Source organism: Vibrio sp. Vb1554 (assembly GCF_033344235.1).
This window is the reverse complement of sequence record NZ_JAWPOJ010000012.1, coordinates 39307-58284: the sequence shown is the minus strand read 5'-3', so window position 1 is coordinate 58284 and position 18978 is coordinate 39307. Positions and strand designations below refer to the sequence as shown.

General features: G+C 44.5%; 20 protein-coding genes. 1 reads left to right on the top strand and 19 read right to left on the bottom strand.

What is annotated here, in order from left to right:
* Positions 1 to 100 precede the first annotated feature (100 nt).
* Positions 101 to 2521 carry a hybrid sensor histidine kinase/response regulator gene (locus R8N28_RS12200; protein ID WP_318183385.1) on the bottom strand — a complete coding sequence of 807 codons (2421 nt, stop codon included), beginning with the start codon at positions 2519 to 2521 and terminating at the stop codon, positions 101 to 103.
* Between the two features lie 51 nt (positions 2522 to 2572).
* Between R8N28_RS12200 and R8N28_RS12195 the strand changes: the two genes are divergently transcribed.
* On the top strand, positions 2573 to 3184 hold the full coding sequence (locus R8N28_RS12195) for a YecA family protein (RefSeq protein WP_114139468.1): 612 nt from the start codon (positions 2573 to 2575) through the stop codon (positions 3182 to 3184).
* 73 nt (positions 3185 to 3257) lie between these two features.
* On the opposite strand, the gene R8N28_RS12190 is transcribed toward R8N28_RS12195, so the two are convergent.
* From R8N28_RS12190 to ruvA, 18 genes are all read right to left on the bottom strand, one after another.
* A complete protein-coding gene (locus R8N28_RS12190) occupies positions 3258 to 4424 on the bottom strand; it encodes a glutathionylspermidine synthase family protein (RefSeq protein ID WP_042522104.1) in 1167 nt (388 codons plus the stop codon).
* A gap of 8 nt (positions 4425 to 4432) precedes the next feature.
* The gene (locus tag R8N28_RS12185) at positions 4433 to 5002 is read right to left on the bottom strand and encodes a DUF1190 domain-containing protein (protein WP_025766906.1); all 570 of its coding nucleotides are present in this window, start codon (positions 5000 to 5002) and stop codon (positions 4433 to 4435) included.
* A gap of 8 nt (positions 5003 to 5010) precedes the next feature.
* Positions 5011 to 5427: a DUF350 domain-containing protein gene (locus R8N28_RS12180; protein WP_005378281.1), complete on the bottom strand. Its 417-nt coding sequence runs from the start codon at positions 5425 to 5427 to the stop codon at positions 5011 to 5013.
* Positions 5427 to 6470, bottom strand: coding sequence for a potassium channel protein (locus R8N28_RS12175; RefSeq protein ID WP_017635053.1), 1044 nt, complete (start codon positions 6468 to 6470; stop codon positions 5427 to 5429). Before R8N28_RS12175 ends, R8N28_RS12180 begins: the two co-directional genes overlap by 1 nt.
* 118 nt (positions 6471 to 6588) lie before the next feature.
* Positions 6589 to 7650 (bottom strand): quinolinate synthase NadA, encoded by a 1062-nt coding sequence (nadA, locus tag R8N28_RS12170; RefSeq protein ID WP_042522106.1) that lies wholly within the window; start codon positions 7648 to 7650, stop codon positions 6589 to 6591.
* 251 nt (positions 7651 to 7901) lie between these two features.
* A complete protein-coding gene (gene ybgF, locus R8N28_RS12165) occupies positions 7902 to 8654 on the bottom strand; it encodes a tol-pal system protein YbgF (protein WP_005378285.1) in 753 nt (250 codons plus the stop codon).
* A 15-nt stretch (positions 8655 to 8669) separates the two neighbouring features.
* Positions 8670 to 9194, bottom strand: a complete 525-nt coding sequence (gene pal / locus R8N28_RS12160) for a peptidoglycan-associated lipoprotein Pal (protein ID WP_005378293.1) — start codon at positions 9192 to 9194, stop codon at positions 8670 to 8672.
* A 30-nt stretch (positions 9195 to 9224) separates the two neighbouring features.
* Entirely contained in the window at positions 9225 to 10577 is a 1353-nt protein-coding gene (gene tolB, locus R8N28_RS12155; RefSeq protein ID WP_005387925.1) for a Tol-Pal system beta propeller repeat protein TolB, read from the bottom strand.
* Positions 10578 to 10592: 15 nt separating this feature from the next.
* Entirely contained in the window at positions 10593 to 11657 is a 1065-nt protein-coding gene (gene tolA, locus R8N28_RS12150) for a cell envelope integrity protein TolA (protein ID WP_053303231.1), read from the bottom strand.
* Between the two features lie 13 nt (positions 11658 to 11670).
* Entirely contained in the window at positions 11671 to 12114 is a 444-nt protein-coding gene (locus tag R8N28_RS12145) for an ExbD/TolR family protein (protein ID WP_005378298.1), read from the bottom strand.
* A 3-nt stretch (positions 12115 to 12117) separates the two neighbouring features.
* Complete coding sequence (gene tolQ, locus R8N28_RS12140; RefSeq protein ID WP_005378301.1) at positions 12118 to 12816, bottom strand: protein TolQ; 699 nt, start codon at positions 12814 to 12816, stop codon at positions 12118 to 12120.
* The gene (gene ybgC / locus R8N28_RS12135; protein ID WP_017820044.1) at positions 12806 to 13225 is read right to left on the bottom strand and encodes a tol-pal system-associated acyl-CoA thioesterase; all 420 of its coding nucleotides are present in this window, start codon (positions 13223 to 13225) and stop codon (positions 12806 to 12808) included. The genes tolQ and ybgC overlap by 11 nt, the downstream gene beginning before the upstream one ends.
* 172 nt (positions 13226 to 13397) lie before the next feature.
* Positions 13398 to 13700, bottom strand: a complete 303-nt coding sequence (gene ybgE, locus R8N28_RS12130) for a cyd operon protein YbgE (protein WP_005378304.1) — start codon at positions 13698 to 13700, stop codon at positions 13398 to 13400.
* Positions 13693 to 13800: a cytochrome bd-I oxidase subunit CydX gene (gene cydX, locus R8N28_RS12125; RefSeq protein ID WP_000270284.1), complete on the bottom strand. Its 108-nt coding sequence runs from the start codon at positions 13798 to 13800 to the stop codon at positions 13693 to 13695. The genes ybgE and cydX overlap by 8 nt, the downstream gene beginning before the upstream one ends.
* Positions 13801 to 13812: 12 nt before the next feature.
* Entirely contained in the window at positions 13813 to 14949 is a 1137-nt protein-coding gene (gene cydB / locus R8N28_RS12120) for a cytochrome d ubiquinol oxidase subunit II (protein WP_053307471.1), read from the bottom strand.
* Between the two features lie 17 nt (positions 14950 to 14966).
* Positions 14967 to 16553 carry a cytochrome ubiquinol oxidase subunit I gene (cydA, locus tag R8N28_RS12115; RefSeq protein WP_005378311.1) on the bottom strand — a complete coding sequence of 529 codons (1587 nt, stop codon included), beginning with the start codon at positions 16551 to 16553 and terminating at the stop codon, positions 14967 to 14969.
* Between the two features lie 461 nt (positions 16554 to 17014).
* Positions 17015 to 18019, bottom strand: a complete 1005-nt coding sequence (gene ruvB / locus R8N28_RS12110; protein ID WP_005378312.1) for a Holliday junction branch migration DNA helicase RuvB — start codon at positions 18017 to 18019, stop codon at positions 17015 to 17017.
* A 286-nt stretch (positions 18020 to 18305) separates the two neighbouring features.
* On the bottom strand, positions 18306 to 18917 hold the full coding sequence (ruvA, locus tag R8N28_RS12105) for a Holliday junction branch migration protein RuvA (RefSeq protein WP_017820041.1): 612 nt from the start codon (positions 18915 to 18917) through the stop codon (positions 18306 to 18308).
* Between the last annotated feature and the right edge of the window lie 61 nt (positions 18918 to 18978).

Sequence of the window (18978 nt, the reverse complement as noted above, 5' to 3'; positions counted from 1 at the left end):
AAACTGCAAGCCTGTTCATTGCAGGTTAGAAGAGTTTGTCACGAAGCTGGATGACGTATGAATAGTAAGAACAATTCACAGTTGCGCCATATTGATTCAGTTATGGTGAGGCCAGCAAAATCGTTAATGTATCGATATCATCTTGGTCTGGGGATTGCTGACGCTTTAAGTTACTTCTTATCCGTTCAGCGACTGAAGAAACGTCGTCACTGAGTTCAAGGGGAGCCTCCGCAATGATCGCTGAAATAGCCTCAAGTGCTTCATTAAGATGTCCATTATCTAGAGCGACATAGAAGTTGAGTAACCACTTTTCAGCATTAAAGCTATCTGCTGCATTTCCATCAAAGTCCGATTGGTACTGATATAACTGTGTCGCATGAAGATACAGTGCATCATTTAATTCAGACTCCACTATTGGTTTCGCTATTATGTGGTCTGCTCCTACATTAATCATACGTTCTTGTGTTTCTTTGAACACATCCGCTGTACAGCCAAAAATCAGTACCGACTTAGCAGGTGAACTCATTGCTCGAATGGCTGATATGGCCCCAACGCCATCTAGAACAGGCATATGATTATCCATCAGTATCAAATCAAATGGTTTGATCGCAACCTCATCGACTGCAAGCTGACCATTTTCGACACTTGTGCACTCAAAGCCCTTGGCTCGGAGGAAAGTTTCCATAATGATCGCATTTGTTCGGTTGTCTTCAACAATGAGTGCTTTCAACCCTTTACAGTTCAATTTATGTGTATTGATTGACTCTACTTTACCCGGCTTGCAAGGTGTAAGGGCAATTTCGACAGTAAAAGTCGTTCCAGCGTCCTCCTGACTCTCTACAACCACTTGCCCACCCATATGTTCCGCGATTTCTTTGACTATTGCTAAACCAAGCCCTGTACCACCAAACCGTCTAGTCGTTGATGACTCCGCTTGCTCAAAAGGACGAAAAATGCGTTTTTGTGCCTCTTTTGAAATACCAATTCCTGTATCTTTTACCTTTAGTATCAGCTTGGTGCCTGCCTTACTCGATTTCTCGGCTAGCTCTACCTCTACGATGCCACGATCGGTGAACTTAACAGCGTTATTGAGTAGATTGAACAGTACTTGACGCAAACGGGCTTTGTCATTGTTGTACCAACGACCCGTTGGTAAATGCGAGACGACTCTAAAGCGAAGACCTTTTTCTGCACATAGAGTTTGATAAACACTCTTGATACTGCCGATAATCGACTCAATTGGGAAAGGCTTATTTTCAAACTCAACATGCCCTTGTTCAATTTTTGAGTAATCTAAAATCTCATTGAGTAATGTCATCATGTGATCACCTGAATCATAAAGTGTTCTCAGGTGCTTACGCTGCTCATCGGTAAGTGGTGTTTTTAACAGTATCTGGGCAGTTCCTAGTACACCGTTCATTGGTGTGCGAATCTCGTGGGACAATGTGGCTAAGAATGCCGTTTTAGCGTTTGTCGAAGCCTGAGCTTTTATTCTCTCCTGCTCTAAATAGATCGTCTTTTCATTGAACTTCTCGATAAGCTGTCCGATTTCGTCATCGCTATCGTAGTCAATATCTATGATCCCACCAGTTTTCGAGTCATCAATCTTAGCGGCAATGCGAACAATTGGTTCAACAATATAGCGATTCAGTAAGTAGTAACCGACCAAGACACACAAGAGCAAAAATGGAATGATCCTCCCCTCAACGCTCATCACTTGTTCAAACACTTGATCGGCGACTTTAGCTTTTGCGTTGACAACTTCCATGCGCCAATCGAACTCTCCGAAATCAAGCTCGCTGACATAAATTTCGTCCGTCAGTTGAAAGTTGTGTTCAATAATCACGTTTGAGTCAGCATCGCGAACCACTACCCCCAAAGAATGCTGGTTCGTGTGCTCTCGAATAAACTGAAAAAGTGCATCAAGTGATAGGTCTACCGTTACAACTCCAGCGAATCGACCGTTTTGGTAGTACGGAGAAGACGCGGTAATCATCTGGATCTGAGTAAAGGTATCGATGTAAACCGTAGACCAACTAACAGAACCTACCGGAGCATCGGCGGCAGCGACATACCAGGCTTCATTATCATAACCGCCAGATTCGGGGTTATTGTAGGAGTGAATTTGGTCAATACCACTATCACTGTTTTTATTGAAGAATAGACTTTTATATCTCCATTGTTCTGCTTTTAGTTCGGGTTTAGGCCATACGCCACCACTAACAAGCATCTTGTCACTCAATTGAAGTATATGTGGAATTATTGTGTTGAGAGATTGAATATTTTCAGTCCCTTGGGCTAGCCCTACTAAGCTGCTCAATACACCTGTAGAACTGAGGAGGGGCTCTTTTATCTCAAGAGCCAGGAGTTGGGTACGTAACTCTAGGTTTTGCTCTAGCTTTTGTCTAACCGGTGGCTCAACAACCAAATAGGCGACAGAACCGATAGTGGCGATAAAGAAGCACAGGTAAAGTGTTAGGGCGAGAATGCTTTTTTTTCTAAGTGATGAGTGAATTTCCATAGATGTGTGAATCATTCCCTAATATCGATTTATCACTAATTGATTGGTAAGATGAGCGCAATCAACCAGCCCATTAACAAATGGTATTCTATTTTGAAACTACAAGACATCCTTTCTCTCCCAGAACTTGACGGTAAACTACTAAACCTAGCAAAAACTCAAGGCTTTGTAACAGCGATGGCTGCAGCGCCAAACGTATTAATGCCTCAAGAGTGGTTGCCATTCTTATGGGGTGGAGAAGAAACAGCGCCATTTACTGACGGTGAACAACTAGAGCAGTACATTGACGAGATTGTACAAATGTGGAACCAAACTCGTCCCGCTCTCCTAGAAGGCACTTGGCAGTGGCCTGCAGGGTGCGCGCTAGATGAGCAAGACATTGTAACAAGTCAGGCTCGCGATTTCTGTGAAGGTGTATTACAAGGCTGGCAACTTGCGCGTGATGACTGGGAAACGTTGATGCCTGAGGATAGCGAAGATAATGTCCTACTCGGTGGTGTTTTACTTTCTCTTACTATGCTTTACGACCCAGAAACAACCATTGAAACATTGGCCGAACAAGGTATGGAAGGCTTAGAGCAGTTTGAAGAGATCTTCAATGCAATGCCAGTGATGTTATGTGGTCTTACCCAGCGCGGTGTTGCATTAGCTGAAGAACAATAGACGCAACGCTGTCGACCATCAACATTGAACGGCTGAATAGACAAAAAGCTCTCCAAATGGAGAGCTTTTTTGATCATGTTAAAATTACATGTGGAATATACCGCGCCATATCTTGAGTCACTAAGCTACTGTCTTCCCTAATCGAAATACCGGCAGCTCTATCATTGACCAACCAACTGCCAATTAACGTATGGTTGTGCCCAAACTTAGGTAGTGGATGGTATTGCTGGACGATATTGAATTTAGATTCATAAGGCCCTGACGTTTTAACAAAACGTTTTCCATCGATGACGATCTCGATGTTCGCGCCCTCTCGAGAAAATAGTGGCTTGATGACATAATCTCTCATAGTGTTCGCTTTTGAATCGTTAGCAAAATAAGCGGGCAAAAGGTTCGGGTGATTAGGAAAGCGCTCCCACAATAACGGTAAAAGTGCTTTATTGGATAGAATCGACTTCCACATCGGTTCTAACCAGTTTACGTTCGCAGTCGCTAAGTACTTCGCATATTCCTCTTCAAACATAAACTCCCAAGGGTAAAGCTTAAACATCCAACGAATCGCTCTGTCGTCAGCATCCACAAACAGACCATCTTCCGTCACTCCAATATCTTCGACATGCACGAATGCCGTTGCTAACCCTGCCTCTCGCGCGCAATCCTCTAAATACTGGACAGTCCCTTTATCTTCTTCAGTGTACTTGCAGCAGCTAAAGTGAAGTGTTTGTCCTGGTTGGTATTTTGCTATTTCGGCAAAGCGCTCGATCAAAAAGTCTTGAAGAATATTGAATTGATCCGCGCTCTGGTGAACTCGACCTTTATTTACAACATCTTCTAGCCACACCCACTGCCAAAAGCCAGTTTCAAACAAGCTGGTTGGCGTATCCGCATTGTTTTCCAGTAATTTTGCTGGCGAGGTCCCGTTGTACGCGAAATCCAGCCGCGAATAAAGCGAAGGTTCGCTTCGTCTCCATGAAGAAGCGACCTGCTCCCACATAGATTCAGGGATCGCACATTGCGTCAGCAACCGCTCACTCCGAACGACTTCATCCACAATAGCCAGGCACATCTGATGCAGCTCTTCAGTGGGCGCTTCTATATCGCGCTCAATTTGCTCCAGCGTGAATTGATAGTAAGCACTCTCATCCCAATACGGTTGGTCATACATGGTATGGAAACCAAAACCAAACTGGCGTGCTAATTCACGCCAGTTTTCGCGCTCTTGTATTTCTCGTCGAAACATAGTGCTTTTTAACCGCCTCGACTGACCGACACCGCTTTACCAAACCCGCCTCGAGACATCGCCCTGCCAATGGTGCCGCCACCACGTTTATTAAGGCTATTCGTCGCAACTTTGGTCGGCTGATTTCGGTAGGAGCCAAAGAATTGCCCTGCTCCATTATAGAATTTGGATTTATAACGGTACATCGGCTCTGAGTAATAGCTCTTGTTATAACCTTTCAACCCGCTTAATGAGCGACTGTAAAAAAAACCGCCAAAGTTAGGTACATAAGCTCGGGAACTGGAACTGTAGTAACAATCATCCTCGTAGAAATCATTCTCGCATTCGAACTCGCTGCGGTAGCGAGGGGCATTTTGTTCGGCACGAGCTAAAGCTTCTTGGTATGCAATGTCACACTGTTCACTAAACTCAGGCGAGTTAGATTTACACTCATCAGCATCAGAAAAAATGTACCCTTCTGTTTTTGACTCGTACGTAGCAAAGAAGAAAATACCACCAAAGGCAGCAAAGGGAAGAATTTTCCCAAGCTTTAAGCTTTTGTCCATGGAAGAACGTTTAACGTTAGAACTCCGCTTCATCGTTCCTCCTAGTAAGTCATGCAAGCGGCATTCAATACGCCGACCGAAACAGAAACTGCGGCTAATACAATACCGGCTGGCAGTTCATCTTTTTCGATACGCTCTGCCACTTTCGGAAGTAAAATAAAGCGTACAATTGCAAATGCGATAATTTGAGCAAGCATTGCAACAACGCCCCACACCATAAAATCGACGATATTGACCGAGTTTTTTGCCGCCCCCGAAATCGCGAGACAATAACCAAGGAAGGCCCCACTTAGCGCAATCGCTGCTGCTGTATTTTGTTTTTCTTTGATCAGATGCCACTCATCGTATGGCGTCAACTTGACGTAGATGAACTTAAACGCCAATACAAAAATAATAGAAACAGAGAAATAGAGTAAAAAGTTTGGGAAGCCTGCTAACAGGCCGGCAATCATGTGCATTATTGTTCCTTGTTCATTTCTTTCCAGGCAAAATCTTCAATACGTTCATCTGCAATGTAAAACAGCTTGGTACTCGCGGGTACTTCAGCATCTAAATCTGGGTTGAGTTGAATACCATCGCCAATATCAAAAGCAATCAGCGTGGCATGATGGCGTCTTTTGAGAAAAACGAAGAGATTCTCAATAGTGGTGGCAGACTGACCCTCGGGATAAATAACTGAGTATTGCGTCATACCTCGTGTTGAAGCCAAAAGCTCCTGATGAAGCGCACTTGAGCCCGGGTCAACCGCCGCTTTTGCCAACATTTCTGCGCCAACTGCAGGTATGCATTCCGCTTTCGGGCAATGCTGACTTAGAAGTCGGCCTAGCGCTTCATCTTTAAAGTAAGCGACCAAATGAGCGGAAGGGTTTACAGATGCGCAGTATAGAGCGGCTGACAAGGTAATGTCGTCCGAGAGATTATCCACAATAATGCAAGCGGCTTCGGCAATATTGGCGTTTTTCATTTCTTGCGAATCGGTATAACTGGTCACTTTGATAAAACTGATTTCGCCAGGTAACGGGTTCTCTATTTCTGAACGGCTGCATAAAACAATCGGACGCTTTCCCTCTTCTTCATGTTGTAACATGCGAATAAGGTGCATCGTTCTCGATCCATTCCAGCCCAACAATACAATATGGTTTTCCACTCTTACTCTCCGTTTTCCTAAAATACCCGCTCGCCAATAGTCCATCGCTGCTCCAGCGACACGCCCCAATAATGCGGCGAATAAGCTCAAACCGCCGGGGATTACAAATAGTACGACAACCCATTTACCCAAATCTGTTACTGGAGAATGGTCGCCATAACCCACCGTACTCGCCGTAACCATGAGGTAATAGATAAAGTTAGCGAAACTGTCTGTTAATGCTGTTTCACCAGCGAGAACCAGCAGCCACCATGAAAGGCTCACATATAAGCCACTAAAGATGAGAAGGCTTCGGTTGCTCAATTTAAAAAGGTGGGAACTAAGCCACTTTTTAACTACTAACCACACCGCCATAAATTTATGACCTCGATATTCATTGATTGCATCAATAGTAACTCATTGATAGTAAGACACAAAAAAACCAGCCATATTCGGCTGGTTTTTGAGATTTATTTTCAGTTACGCCTACTTTTTAAGCATTACCTTTCACTTGCATATTTAGCTGCTCAGCAAAATCTAGCATGCGGTTAAGCGGGATAAGGGATTTAACACGCAGTTCTTCGTTAACAAAAATCTCGTGCTCTTCACCACCTTCACTAAGCGCTTTCTCAATTGCTTTCAAACCGTTCATTGCCATCCAAGGACAGTGTGCACAGCTGCGACATGTTGCGCCTGCACCTGCGGTTGGCGCTTCGATAAGTTCTTTCTCTGGCACAAGTTGCTGCATTTTAAAGAAAATGCCTTTGTCTGTCGCAACGATCATTTGTTTGTGAGGAAGCTCTTTCGCTGCTTTGATCAGCTGACTCGTTGATCCAACGGCATCGGCAAGTTCTACGACGCTTGCTGGTGACTCAGGGTGAACCAAAATAGCCGCATCTGGATACACGCTCTTCATTTTTCGTAGCGCATCAGCAGAGAACTCATCATGAACCACACACTCACCCTGCCAAAGCAGCATATCTGCGCCAGTTTTGTTAGCGATGTACGATCCTAGGTGACGGTCTGGTCCCCAAATAATTGGCTTATCTTCAGCGTCTAAGTGTTCCACGATTTCAAGCGCAATGCTCGATGTAACGACCCAGTCGGCACGGGCTTTAACCGCTGCTGAAGTATTTGCGTAAACTACAACCGTATGATCAGGGTGAGCATCACAAAACTCGCTGAACTTATCCGCAGGACAGCCAAGGTCAAGCGAACATTCCGCTTCCAACGTTGGCATTAGAATGCGCTTTTCTGGTGTCAGAATTTTGGCCGACTCGCCCATAAAGCGAACACCACCAATAATCAATGTACTTGCAGGGTGACGATTACCAAACTTCGCCATTTCCAACGAGTCACCAACAAACCCGCCAGTGTCTTCAGCTAGGGCTTGAATCTCAGGGTCGGTATAGTAGTGCGCGATAAGTACCGCATCTTTTTCTTTGAGTAACTTTTTAATACGCTCAATGTAAGATGCTTTTTCTTCTTCGCTTAATGGAACTGGTTTCGGTGGGAATGGGTAAACAGTGTCGATTTTATCTAATATATGGCTCATTGCTCTTGCTCTACGCAACTTCCTTTAATCCGAGTATTGTAACCTCGTTAATTTTCAAAAACCAACTTGTCGCGGGGATTTCTAGCGGTCTAGCCGTATATCTTTGTTACAGGTAGCATTTCCGAGTAGCGAAATTCGGTGCAACATAAGGTCAGAGGCTCTGCATCATTGCTATCGACTTAGCCGTTCTGCACCAACAGAAAATGGAAAAGAAAAAGGAAGCCGAAGCTTCCTTTTTAAAACATAACGTCTTACAGCTTAGAGCTGGCAAGTTTTGCAGATGCACTACCTGGGTATTCATCAACCACTTGTTGGTAGTACTTTTTCGCTTGAGCTGCATTGTTATTACGCTCAGCGATTTCGCCTAACTTAAGCAACGCATCGGCTCGCTTATTGGAGTCTTTATAAGACACCACAGCGGCAAAACTTTTCACTGCATCCTCATCCTGCTTTTTAGCGAAGTACAACTGACCTAACCAGTAGTGAGAATTCGCTGAATATGTAGAATCAGGATAATCTTTCTGGAACTGCTGGAACGCTGCAATTGCACCAGTGTAATCACGCTTTTTGAGAATCAGGTCAACTGCATTCTGATATGCCGTTTGCTCATCAACATTTGGAGTGTACTGGCCACCTGTTTTCACAGGTTGTGCTTCTTGTGCAGGTGTGGATTTTATCTCTCCACGAACACGATCCAGCTCGACAAACAACTCACGTTGACGTTGCAACATTTGTTTCATTTCGTAGCTATTTCGCTCTAATTGACCACGCAATTCACTGATCTCTTGTGACATTTGGTCAATTTGCTGTTGCATTTGGAGCTGAACGCGATTGCGATTTTGTAGCAAACGTTCTAGACGCTCTACTTCCGTTTCAGATGAACGGCTCTTAGAGACGGATGATGTGCTGTTGAGATCGGATACTGGAGCTGGTGCAGCGAACGCAAAGTTCGCTGCACTTGCCAGTAACGTAAGCGCAACAGCGCGCTTAGTGTTACTGAACATGAGGATTACCTCGAATTAGTATACTAGAACCGCGCGACGGTTCTTAGCGTAAACTTCATCTGATTGACCTAGAAGAAGTGGCTTCTCTTCACCGTAGCTAACGATTGAGATTTGGTCAGCTTGAACACCTAGTGCTTGTAGGTAGTTCGCTACTGCTTGTGCACGACGCTCACCTAGAGCAATGTTGTACTCAGGTGTACCGCGCTCATCAGCGTGACCTTCGATAGTTACGTTAAGTGCTGGGTTCTTGCTTAGGTAAGAAGCGTGAGCCGCTAGCATCTCTTCGTAATCTGCTGCAATTGTTGAGTTGTCAAAAGCAAAGTAGATTGTTTGAGTTTCACGTAGCGCTTGCTCTTTTAGCTCTTGCTCTGTCAACTGACCGCTTTGATCAATTGGCGTAGCTACTGTTGTTTCCACTGCGCCATTGTTGTTTGTTGCTGCACCAGTGTTAGAAGCAGCGTCGTCGCTTGAACTACACGCTGTAACAGCCATTACAGGAAGCGCGATTAGTAGCCCTTTTAGAACCTTGTTCAGTTGCATCTTATTTTCCTTTATTAATCAAACTTATTACTACAAAAACGGTGACCATGCAGGCGCTCGAACACGCCCATTTGTTGCCGGTAATCTAGCTTTGAATCGACCATCAATTGACACCATCGATAGTACGTTTTTCTTGTTGTAAATCGAGCTATACACAACCATGCCACCGTTTGGGGCAATACTAGGAGACTCATCAAGCAAGGTCTTAGTTAAGACTTGAAGAGCACCAGTTTCCAAATCTTGTTTCGCCAAATTAAATCCTGCGTTGCTGCGGTTCACCATAACTAGGAATCGCCCATCAGGAGTAATCTGACCACCCAAATTTTGGCTGCCTTGCCAAGTCAAACGGTCAATAGAACCGCTGCCCAAATTTACTTGATAAATCTGTGGTTTACCACCCCTATCCGATGTGAAAATCAACGATTTTCCATCCGGATGCCAGAACGGTTCCGTATTATTTGATCTGCCACGCGTAATTTGCGTCAGCTTACGAGTGTTAAGGTCAAACGTATAAACATGAAGCGAGCCTGTTTTAGAAAGAACAATCGCTAACTTATTGCCATCTGGCGAAAATCTTGGCGCACCATTGTGACGTGGGTATGAAGTAATTTTCTCACGTTCACCGGTGTAGATGTTCATGATGAAGATTTCTGCTTGGCCATTTTGGAAGCTAACATATGCAAGCTTTTTACCATCGGGGGACCACGCTGGTGACATTAATGGTTGTTTAGAGCGTAAAACCAGACGCTCATTGTAGCCATCGTAATCAGCGACTCGAAGTTGGTAAGGGAAACGGTCTTTATCGTTCACTACCACATATGCGATACGAGTCATGAAAGCGCCACGGTCGCCAGTTAACTGCTCATACACCAAATCAGAGATACGGTGAGCGTACTCACGCATACGAGGCCCTTGAACAGTGGCTACTTTATTGAACAGCACATGATCTTTTGACAGGACTAATTCACCGTCACTACCAAGCGCCTTACTCTTCCCACCTGTTAACTGACCACGCACAATATCAACAAGTTGATAGTTGATAACGTAGTCACCTTGGTCGTTTTGCTTGATTGAACCAGTCAATAGCGCATCCACACCTAAATTGGTCCAAGCATCAAAATTAACTTCTGATTCACTGAACGGTGTTTGTGGCATTTTGCTCGTTGGAACTGGGCTGAATTTACCACTACGTTGTAAATCCGAGGCGATAACAGCAGAAACATCCGTTGGAAGCGCTTGTGTGCCCTCCCACTTAAACGGAACAACAGCAATTGGTCGTGCTGAATCAATACCATCGGTAATGACCAACTCTAATGCGGCATTCGCCACATTTGTCATACTGCTAAACAGTACAAACATTCCTAGTAAAAGGCGTCTAATCACGTCTTATTCCTTATTCTAGTATTCAACGGTTAAGTTGATATCTCTAACTTTATCAATAACATCTCTATCTTTAGGCATCGGAAAGTTGCCAACTTGGGCTACTGCACTTTTGGCTGCACTACAAAGACGAGAGTCACCGTTTAACACAGTAACATTACTCACAATACCATCAGTCCCAGTTGGAACTAGCTTCACATTAAGCCTACACGACTTTCCCACAAGATAATCGTCCTTAATGATACGACTCTCTATCAATTGTTTGTAAATTGCACCATAGCGGTCAACTTCAGATTGCACATGTTGATTTTTCGCTTGCTGATTCTGTTCTGACTCACTCTCGAGACCCGCAAAAATATCATCTAACGCGGCTTCTTGAGCTTTACGCTCACGCTCGGCACGCTCAGCTGCTTCTCTCGCTTTACGCTCTCGCTCCGCTGCCTCTTTTGCCGCTTTCTCTTTTGCAATGCGCTCTTGTTCAGCTTTTTCAGCAGCTTCACGCTCACGACGTGCTTTTTCTTCCGCTTCTTTTGCTGCTTTTTCACGAGCTAAACGTTCTTGCTCAGCTTTTGCTATAGCCGCTTCTTTTGCTAAACGCTCCTGCTCAGCTTTACGCACGGCTTCTTCTTTTGCCTTGCGCTCTTTTTCTAGCTTAGCAGCTCGCTCTTTTTCTTTGCGAACACGTTCTTCTTCCTGCTTGCGCTCTTGCTCTTTTTTCTTACGTGCAGCTTCTGCTTCTCGTGCCGCTTGAGCATCTTTCGCTTGCTGCTCTTTCAACTTGCGAATTTGCTCTTCTTCAGCTTTGCGGTTTTTTTCTAGCTGCTCTGCTTCGCGTCTCAGTTTATCAAGACGCTCTTGTTCTTTTTTCGCTGCCTTTTCGCGTTGCTGGCGAATTTCTTTCGCTTGTTGCTGCACAAGTTTTGGATCGATGACAACAGCTTGAACCATTTGCCCTGTAGGCTCTGGTTTAGACATGTTGAAGTCCGTCCCCCAAAGCAGGGCTGCAACTAGAATTGCATGCAAACCAACCGATATTGCTATCGGTTTGGCGTATTGGTTGGGTTTCTTCTTGTGATCTTTCATAGATAATTGATGTCTATTCCCTGATATCGGTCATTAGACCTACCTTAGGGATACCAGCTCGACTTAGTTCATCTAGCAATAGAACAACATCGGCATATGGTGTTGCCGCGTCGCCACCTACCGCAACTGGTGAATCCGGCTTAACCTCTCGCTCCGCTTTCACTCGCACAATAACATCTTGCAACGACAAACCTCGCTGAACTTCTTCATCATTTACGCTTAGGCCTAAATTACCCTCGCTATCAATTTCGATGATAATAAAGCTACTGTCAGTCTCGCCAGCAAGGTCTTGCATAGATTCTGCGGTCGATGTTTTCGGAAGATCAACGTCGACGCCTTGAGTCACAAATGGAGCGGTCGCCATAAAAATGATCAACAGTACGAGCATTACGTCGATATACGGAACAACGTTGATCTCCGCTGTCATTTTTCGCTTTTTAGGTTGATAACCCGCCATGCTTTATTCCTTATCCGCGCTGTCTCGGCCAGCCATCGCTTGACGATGAAGGATGCTGTGGAATTCTTCAGAAAATGTTGCGTAAGTGTGCTCTAGTTTACTCACTTTATTGCTTAGACGGTTGTACGCCATTACTGCCGGAATAGCCGCAAATAGCCCCATCGCTGTCGCGATAAGTGCCTCGGCGATACCCGGTGCAACCATAGACAACGTAGCTTGCTTTACTTCACCCAGCGCAATAAAGGCGTGCATGATGCCCCAAACGGTACCAAATAGGCCGATATAAGGGCTTATAGAACCGACTGTTGCCAAAAACGGTAAGCTTGTTTCTAGCTCATCTACTTCACGAGAAACAGCAACGCGCATTGCGCGGCCAGTGCCTTCCATGATGTAAGCTGGTGAATTTGCGTTGCTCTTACGTAGGCGAGCAAACTCTGTAAAACCTGCGTAGAAGATTTCTTCTGTGCCTTCAATTTCGTCTTTACGCGCTTTTACTTTTTGGTAAAGCTGAGAAAGATCAGTACCCGACCAAAATTTGTCTTCAAACTGCTCTGCATTTTTTGATGCTTGAGAAAGCACTTTGCTGCGCTTGATGATCATTGCCCATGACACAATTGACATGCCAAGCAACGTCAGCATCACAAGCTTTACCAACAGACTGGCCTGAAGAAAGAGATCTAAAATGGAAATATCAGCAGTCACTATTTGTTAGCTCCGAATTTATAAAGGTTGGAATAGCTATTGGTTTCATTTTCTTATTATCGATACATGCTACCTTAACCGAGGCCTTGCACAATATCTTGCCTTGATCATTGACCAACTCTTGACAGAATTGCAGAGAAGCACGTTTTATTTCTGACACTCGGGTTACGACTGTCAGATGCTCGTCCAGCCTAGCCCCTTGGTTGAAATCGATATCCATGTGTCGGACAACAAAGCCGATATTTTGTTCCAGTAACACATGTTGAGAAATGCCTTTAGCACGTAACATCTCTGTCCGTGCGCGCTCAAAGAATTTTAGATAATTAGAATGATATACAACACCGCCCGCATCAGTGTCTTCATAGTACACGGTGATCGGCCAGTGAAAGAGATTTGATGTGCCTTGCAAGGGAGTACCAATATATTCAATTCTTTAAAGTAATTACTATAACTGAAGCGACAGCAATTGGTACCGAGCTAAGGAAATATTTTTGAAATTTGTAGAAAAAATAAAAGCTAGGCGAGATACCTAGCTTTTATTCGATGATTTAGTAACCGACTTTATTACAGCATATTTCAGCCTAAATGAAATAAAGTGCCGTTAGATAAATTAAGATAGCTAACGAGAAATAAGGACTAAACAAAACTTGCCAGTACCAGTTTCTTGGCTTGAAGCCCACCCCATACACCATGCTTGAACATACAGACCAAATCAGTGCTGGTGCGATGATTGAGTTAAAACCACCAATTGCTTGATGGTAAGCTTCAGGGTCCCACATCACCAATCCTACGTGCATAAAGCCAAGGATGAGAGATAAGACTCGTAGCAGAGTCTTATCCATTGGTGCGTGAAGTTTCGCTACCTTATCAGCGAGGTTACTCACTGTCTTTATCCATCATTTCTGAGTGCTCTAGCCAAAGAGCGTTGATGATACCGAATGCACAAGCAAGTAGTACACCTAGAATCCATGCGAAATACCACATAGTAAATGCTCCTTAGTAAAGTGAGTTTTTGTTGTCTTCAATGTACTGGTCATCAAGGCGACCAAACATCTTGTAGTAAGTCCAAGATGTGTAGCCAAGGATGATTGGCACCATAACAAACGCAACGCCTGTCATTAGGTTCAGAGTCAGCTCAGATGACGTTGCATCCCACATTGTTAAGCTGTGGCTTGGCATTAAGTCTGAAGGCATGATGAATGGGAACATCGCAAAACCTGCAGTAAAGATAACACCAGCAACACCCAAGCTTGAAGTAATGAACGAAATCGCACATTTTTCAAGACGAGATGCCAATACAGCGAGAAGCGGCATTGCAACACCTAGTACAGGAGCAGCCCATAGTAATGGGTAGTTTTCAAAATTCTTCATCCACGCACCAGCTTCACGGATAACCTCTTTGTTTAGAGGGTTAGAAGCTGCGTTAGTGTCGATACCGCCAACAATGACGTAGCCATCGATATTTTGGATCCAGAAACCAGCCGCTACAAACGAAGCAACCGTCAGTAAACCAGCCAACTGAGCAACGTTGCGCGCACGCACATGCACTTCGCCTGTTGTTTTCATTTGTAGCCAAGTAGAACCTTGCATCAAAATCATGAACAAGCTTACTAGACCACACAACAGTGCAAATGGGTTTAGTAGACCAAAGAATGAGCCATGGTATGTTGGCATCAAGAACTCACTCAATTGGAATGGTACACCTTGTAGAAGGTTGCCAAACGCTACACCAAAGATGATTGGCGGAACAAAACCACTGATTGAGATACAGATATCCCAGCTATTGCGCCATTTTGGATCTTCGATTTTAGAGCGGTAGTCTAGGCCAAGAGGACGAAGCCATAGCGCTGCTAGTGTCAAAATCATCGCTAAGTAGAAGCCTGAAAATGACGTTGCGTAAACCAAAGGCCAAGCTGCGAACAGTGCACCACCAGCAGTGATAAGCCAAACTTGGTTACCATCCCAGTGAGGAGCAATTGAGTTAATCATGACACGGCGTTGCGTGTCGTTTTTACCGATGATAGGTACAAGCGCGCCTACACCCATATCGAAGCCGTCTGTTACTGCAAAACCAACTAGTAGAACACCGATTAGTACCCACCAGATGAGTCGCAAGATTTCGTAATCAAACATCTTGTTATCTCCTTACCTTACGCTTCTACTTGGCGACTAACTTTGTCTTCAACAGAGTCAGCATTTTGCTCGAAGTGGTAGCGACCCGTTTTCAGGCTACTTGGGCCTTTACGAGCGAATTTCAACATTAGGTAAACTTCTGCAATCAGGAATACCGTGTATAGCGCCAGAATTGCGAAGAGTGAAGTCCAGATTTCACCTGCAGTTAGCGCAGAAGCTGCAACATGCACTGGTAGAATTTCACCTACAGCCCAAGGCTGACGGCCGTACTCAGCGACGAACCAACCCGCTTCAATTGCAATCCAAGGTAGTGGAATGCTAAATAGTGCAGCTTTTAGAATCCATTGTTTCTGTTCAATCTTCTGACGACACGTTTGGATAAACGCCGCACCAAAGACAAACAACATGATGAAGCCACAAGCAACCATGATACGGAATGACCAGAATAGCGGCCATACTGTTGGGATTGAGTCGTCCGCAGCAGCTTGGATTTGCTCTTCTGTTGCATCAACAACATTGTCTGTGTAGCGTTTTAGAAGTAGGCCGTAACCTAGGTCACCTTTCACTTCATCAAACGCAGTCATGTTTTCTTCTGACTTGTCGCCCGCACGAAGCTTCTCTAGAAGTTCATAAGCGTACATGCCGTCACGAATACGATCGACGTGTTCATCACGTAAATCACGAAGACCTGTTACTTGCTCATCAAAAGAGCGTGTCGCGATAATACCCATTACGTAAGGGATCTTAATTGCGTAATCGGTATGCATCGTTTCCTGGTTAGGAACACCAAATAACGTAAATGCGGCAGGTGCAGGTTCAGTGTGCCACTCTGCTTCAATTGCAGCGAGTTTCACTTTTTGAACTTCACCAAGCTCGTAGCCAGATTCGTCACCAAGAACGATGGTAGATAAGATAGCTGCAATACCGAAAGAAGCAGCAATAGCAAACGAACGACGAGCAAACGCAATGTCACGACCTTTTAATAGGTAGTATGAACTGATGCCTAGAATAAACATTGCGCCACAAGTGTAACCAGAAGCAACCGTATGCACGAACTTAACCTGAGCAACTGGGTTTAGTACAACCTCAGAGAAGCTCACCATTTCCATTCGCATGGTTTCGAAGTTGAAATCTGCGCCTACTGGGTTTTGCATCCAGCCGTTTGCGATAAGAATCCAAAGAGCAGAGAAGTTAGAGCCTAGTGCCACAAGCCAGGTAACCGCTAAGTGTTGGCGTTTAGATAGACGATCCCACCCGAAGAAGAATAGACCAACAAAAGTTGACTCCAGGAAGAATGCGACAAGTGCTTCGATCGCTAGCGGTGCACCGAAGATATCACCTACATAGTGGGAGTAGTAAGACCAGTTCGTACCAAACTGGAACTCCATGGTAAGGCCTGTCGCCACACCAAGTGCAAAGTTAATACCGAATAGCTTACCCCAGAACTTGGTCATGTCCTTATAGATTTGCTTGTTCGTCATTACGTACATCGATTCCATAATGGCCAGAAGGAAGGCCATACCAAGGGTCAATGGTACGAATAGGAAGTGATACATCGCTGTCAGTGCAAACTGCAACCGCGATAGATCAACTACGTCAATCATGGTAACTCCTATGTGTCGGCTGAATGACACTCTCTACATATTGCAATCCATATTCAGGTGTTATTTACACTTGAAAAATGTTGAATTATCACAACTCATTGTTGCAAAAATGTGCTTCATTGGTTAGTTAATTGTTAAGCATCAGCTAATATAGCTAGGGCTAATATTACTTGTAAAAACAGATTGTTTCAAAAGGTTTATAGCCGTAACGCGCTTTGATATACATCAATGTTTATGCGCGGAATTTGCACAAAAATCCATCACATTGATCTAGATCAACCAGTATTGGATACGGATGTTAAGAGAGAGTAATCAGGAGAGAAATTAACCAGTTGCAAGCAAACATCGAGTTAACAATCAATGCTTTTTACTTACTAAACCAGTATGAGAAAAAATTCAAAAAATGTGAGTTTGGTCAACTTTAATGAAGCGCTGGGCAACAAAGGCCCAGCGAGGGAATCTTATTTTTCAATTCCGAAATGCAAATACGCACGATCTGTCGCGATTCTTCCACGCGGAGTGCGTTGTAAATAACCTTGCTGAATAAGATAAGGCTCAAGAACGTCTTCAATAGTGTCCTTTTCTTCACCTATCGCCGCTGCCATGTTGTCGAGCCCGACCGGACCACCACCAAATTTTTCCATAATCGCGAGTAGTAGCTTACGGTCCATGTAATCGAAGCCTTCGGCGTCCACATCAAGCATATTCAACGCCTTATCGGCAACATCGGCACAAATGTGACCATTGCCTTTTACTTCCGCATAATCACGAACACGGCGTAGCAAACGGTTAGCAATACGTGGTGTGCCACGCGCACGTCTTGCCACTTCCAATGCACCTTCAGGTTCCATTGATAAACCTAAACAATCCGCGCTTCGCTGCACGATATCTTGGAGGTCTTTTATCTTATAAAACTCAAGGCGCTGAGTAATACCAAAGCGGTCGCGCAATGGTGACGTTAAAGAGCCCGCTCGGGTCGTCGCACCAATTAACGTAAACGGTGGTAAATCGATCTTAATAGAACGAGCGGCCGGACCTTCACCGATCATAATATCCAGTTGATAATCTTCCATCGCCGGATATAGCACCTCTTCAACCATCGGACTCAAGCGGTGAATCTCATCGATGAACAACACATCGTTTTCTTCAAGGTTGGTTAACAGCGCGGCCAAATCGCCTGCTTTCTCAAGTACAGGGCCTGAAGTAGTGCGAATGTTCACTTCCATTTCATTGGCAACGATATTCGCAAGTGTGGTTTTACCCAAACCTGGGGGACCAAAAATCAAAAGGTGATCAAGTGCTTCGCTACGTAACTGAGCAGCTTTAATGAAGATCTCCATTTGGTCACGGACATGGTCCTGACCTTGGTAATCCGCTAATTTTTTTGGCCGAATAGCACGATCAATGACATCTTCATCACGAAAGGCAGGGTTTTCTGGCGCGATTAAACGATCGGCTTCAATCATCTTTTTACCTTGAAAAATGGTTACCTGAGAGAATAATGCCGCTCGTTTAACAGCAAGTGGCATATTTCTATATCTCGTCATCCTGTACAGCGACGAAGGAGCGTGATACAGGATCTTCTATCCGAGCGATTTATGGTCAAATTGTTTCATTAACCGCTCAGCGTGCTGCTATTAGATTCCCAGTCTCGCCAGGCTCGCTGGAATGACACAAAAAACATCGTTAAGCGATTGGCATTAACCTTAGAGAATGAGTTATCTTGAACAAATGTTCACTGTGCAACCAGCGTTACACCATTGATTTTAGAGCTTCACGGATCATTTGCTCACTGCTCATGTCCGGTTTAGCGATCTGAGATACCACTTTCGACGCTTGAGTCGGCTTGTAACCTAGAGCTAGAAGCGCACTGATTGCCTCTTCTTCCGCGTTGTTGGATGTCGCACTAGAATCCGCAGGAGCAGCATCCGTAAATGGTGTAAATAGATCGCCTGCGCCCCACCCTTTCAAGCGGTCTTTCATTTCAACAACCAATCGCTCTGCGGTTTTCTTGCCAACGCCTGGAAGCTTAACCAGCGTAGAAACGTCTTCATGTTCCACACAAGTAACAAATTGCGTTGCTGTCATACCAGAGAGAATACCAAGACCGAGTTTAGGACCAACGCCATTGGCTTTGATCACTTCACGGAAAAGTGCTCGTTCTTTTACTGTGTTGAAACCGTATAGCAATTGCGCATCTTCACGGACAACAAAGTGAGTATAAATAATGGCTTCTTCGCCAACATTTGGCAGTTCGTAAAAACAGCTCATTGGCATCTGGACTTCATAGCCAATGCCATTAACTTCAATTAATACTTCAGGTGGTTGTTTTTCAATCAGTATGCCACGAAGACGTCCAATCACTATAAATACTCTTTGGAAATGAATTTGCGACAGGATAATAAAGAACTGGATAGACATCCAG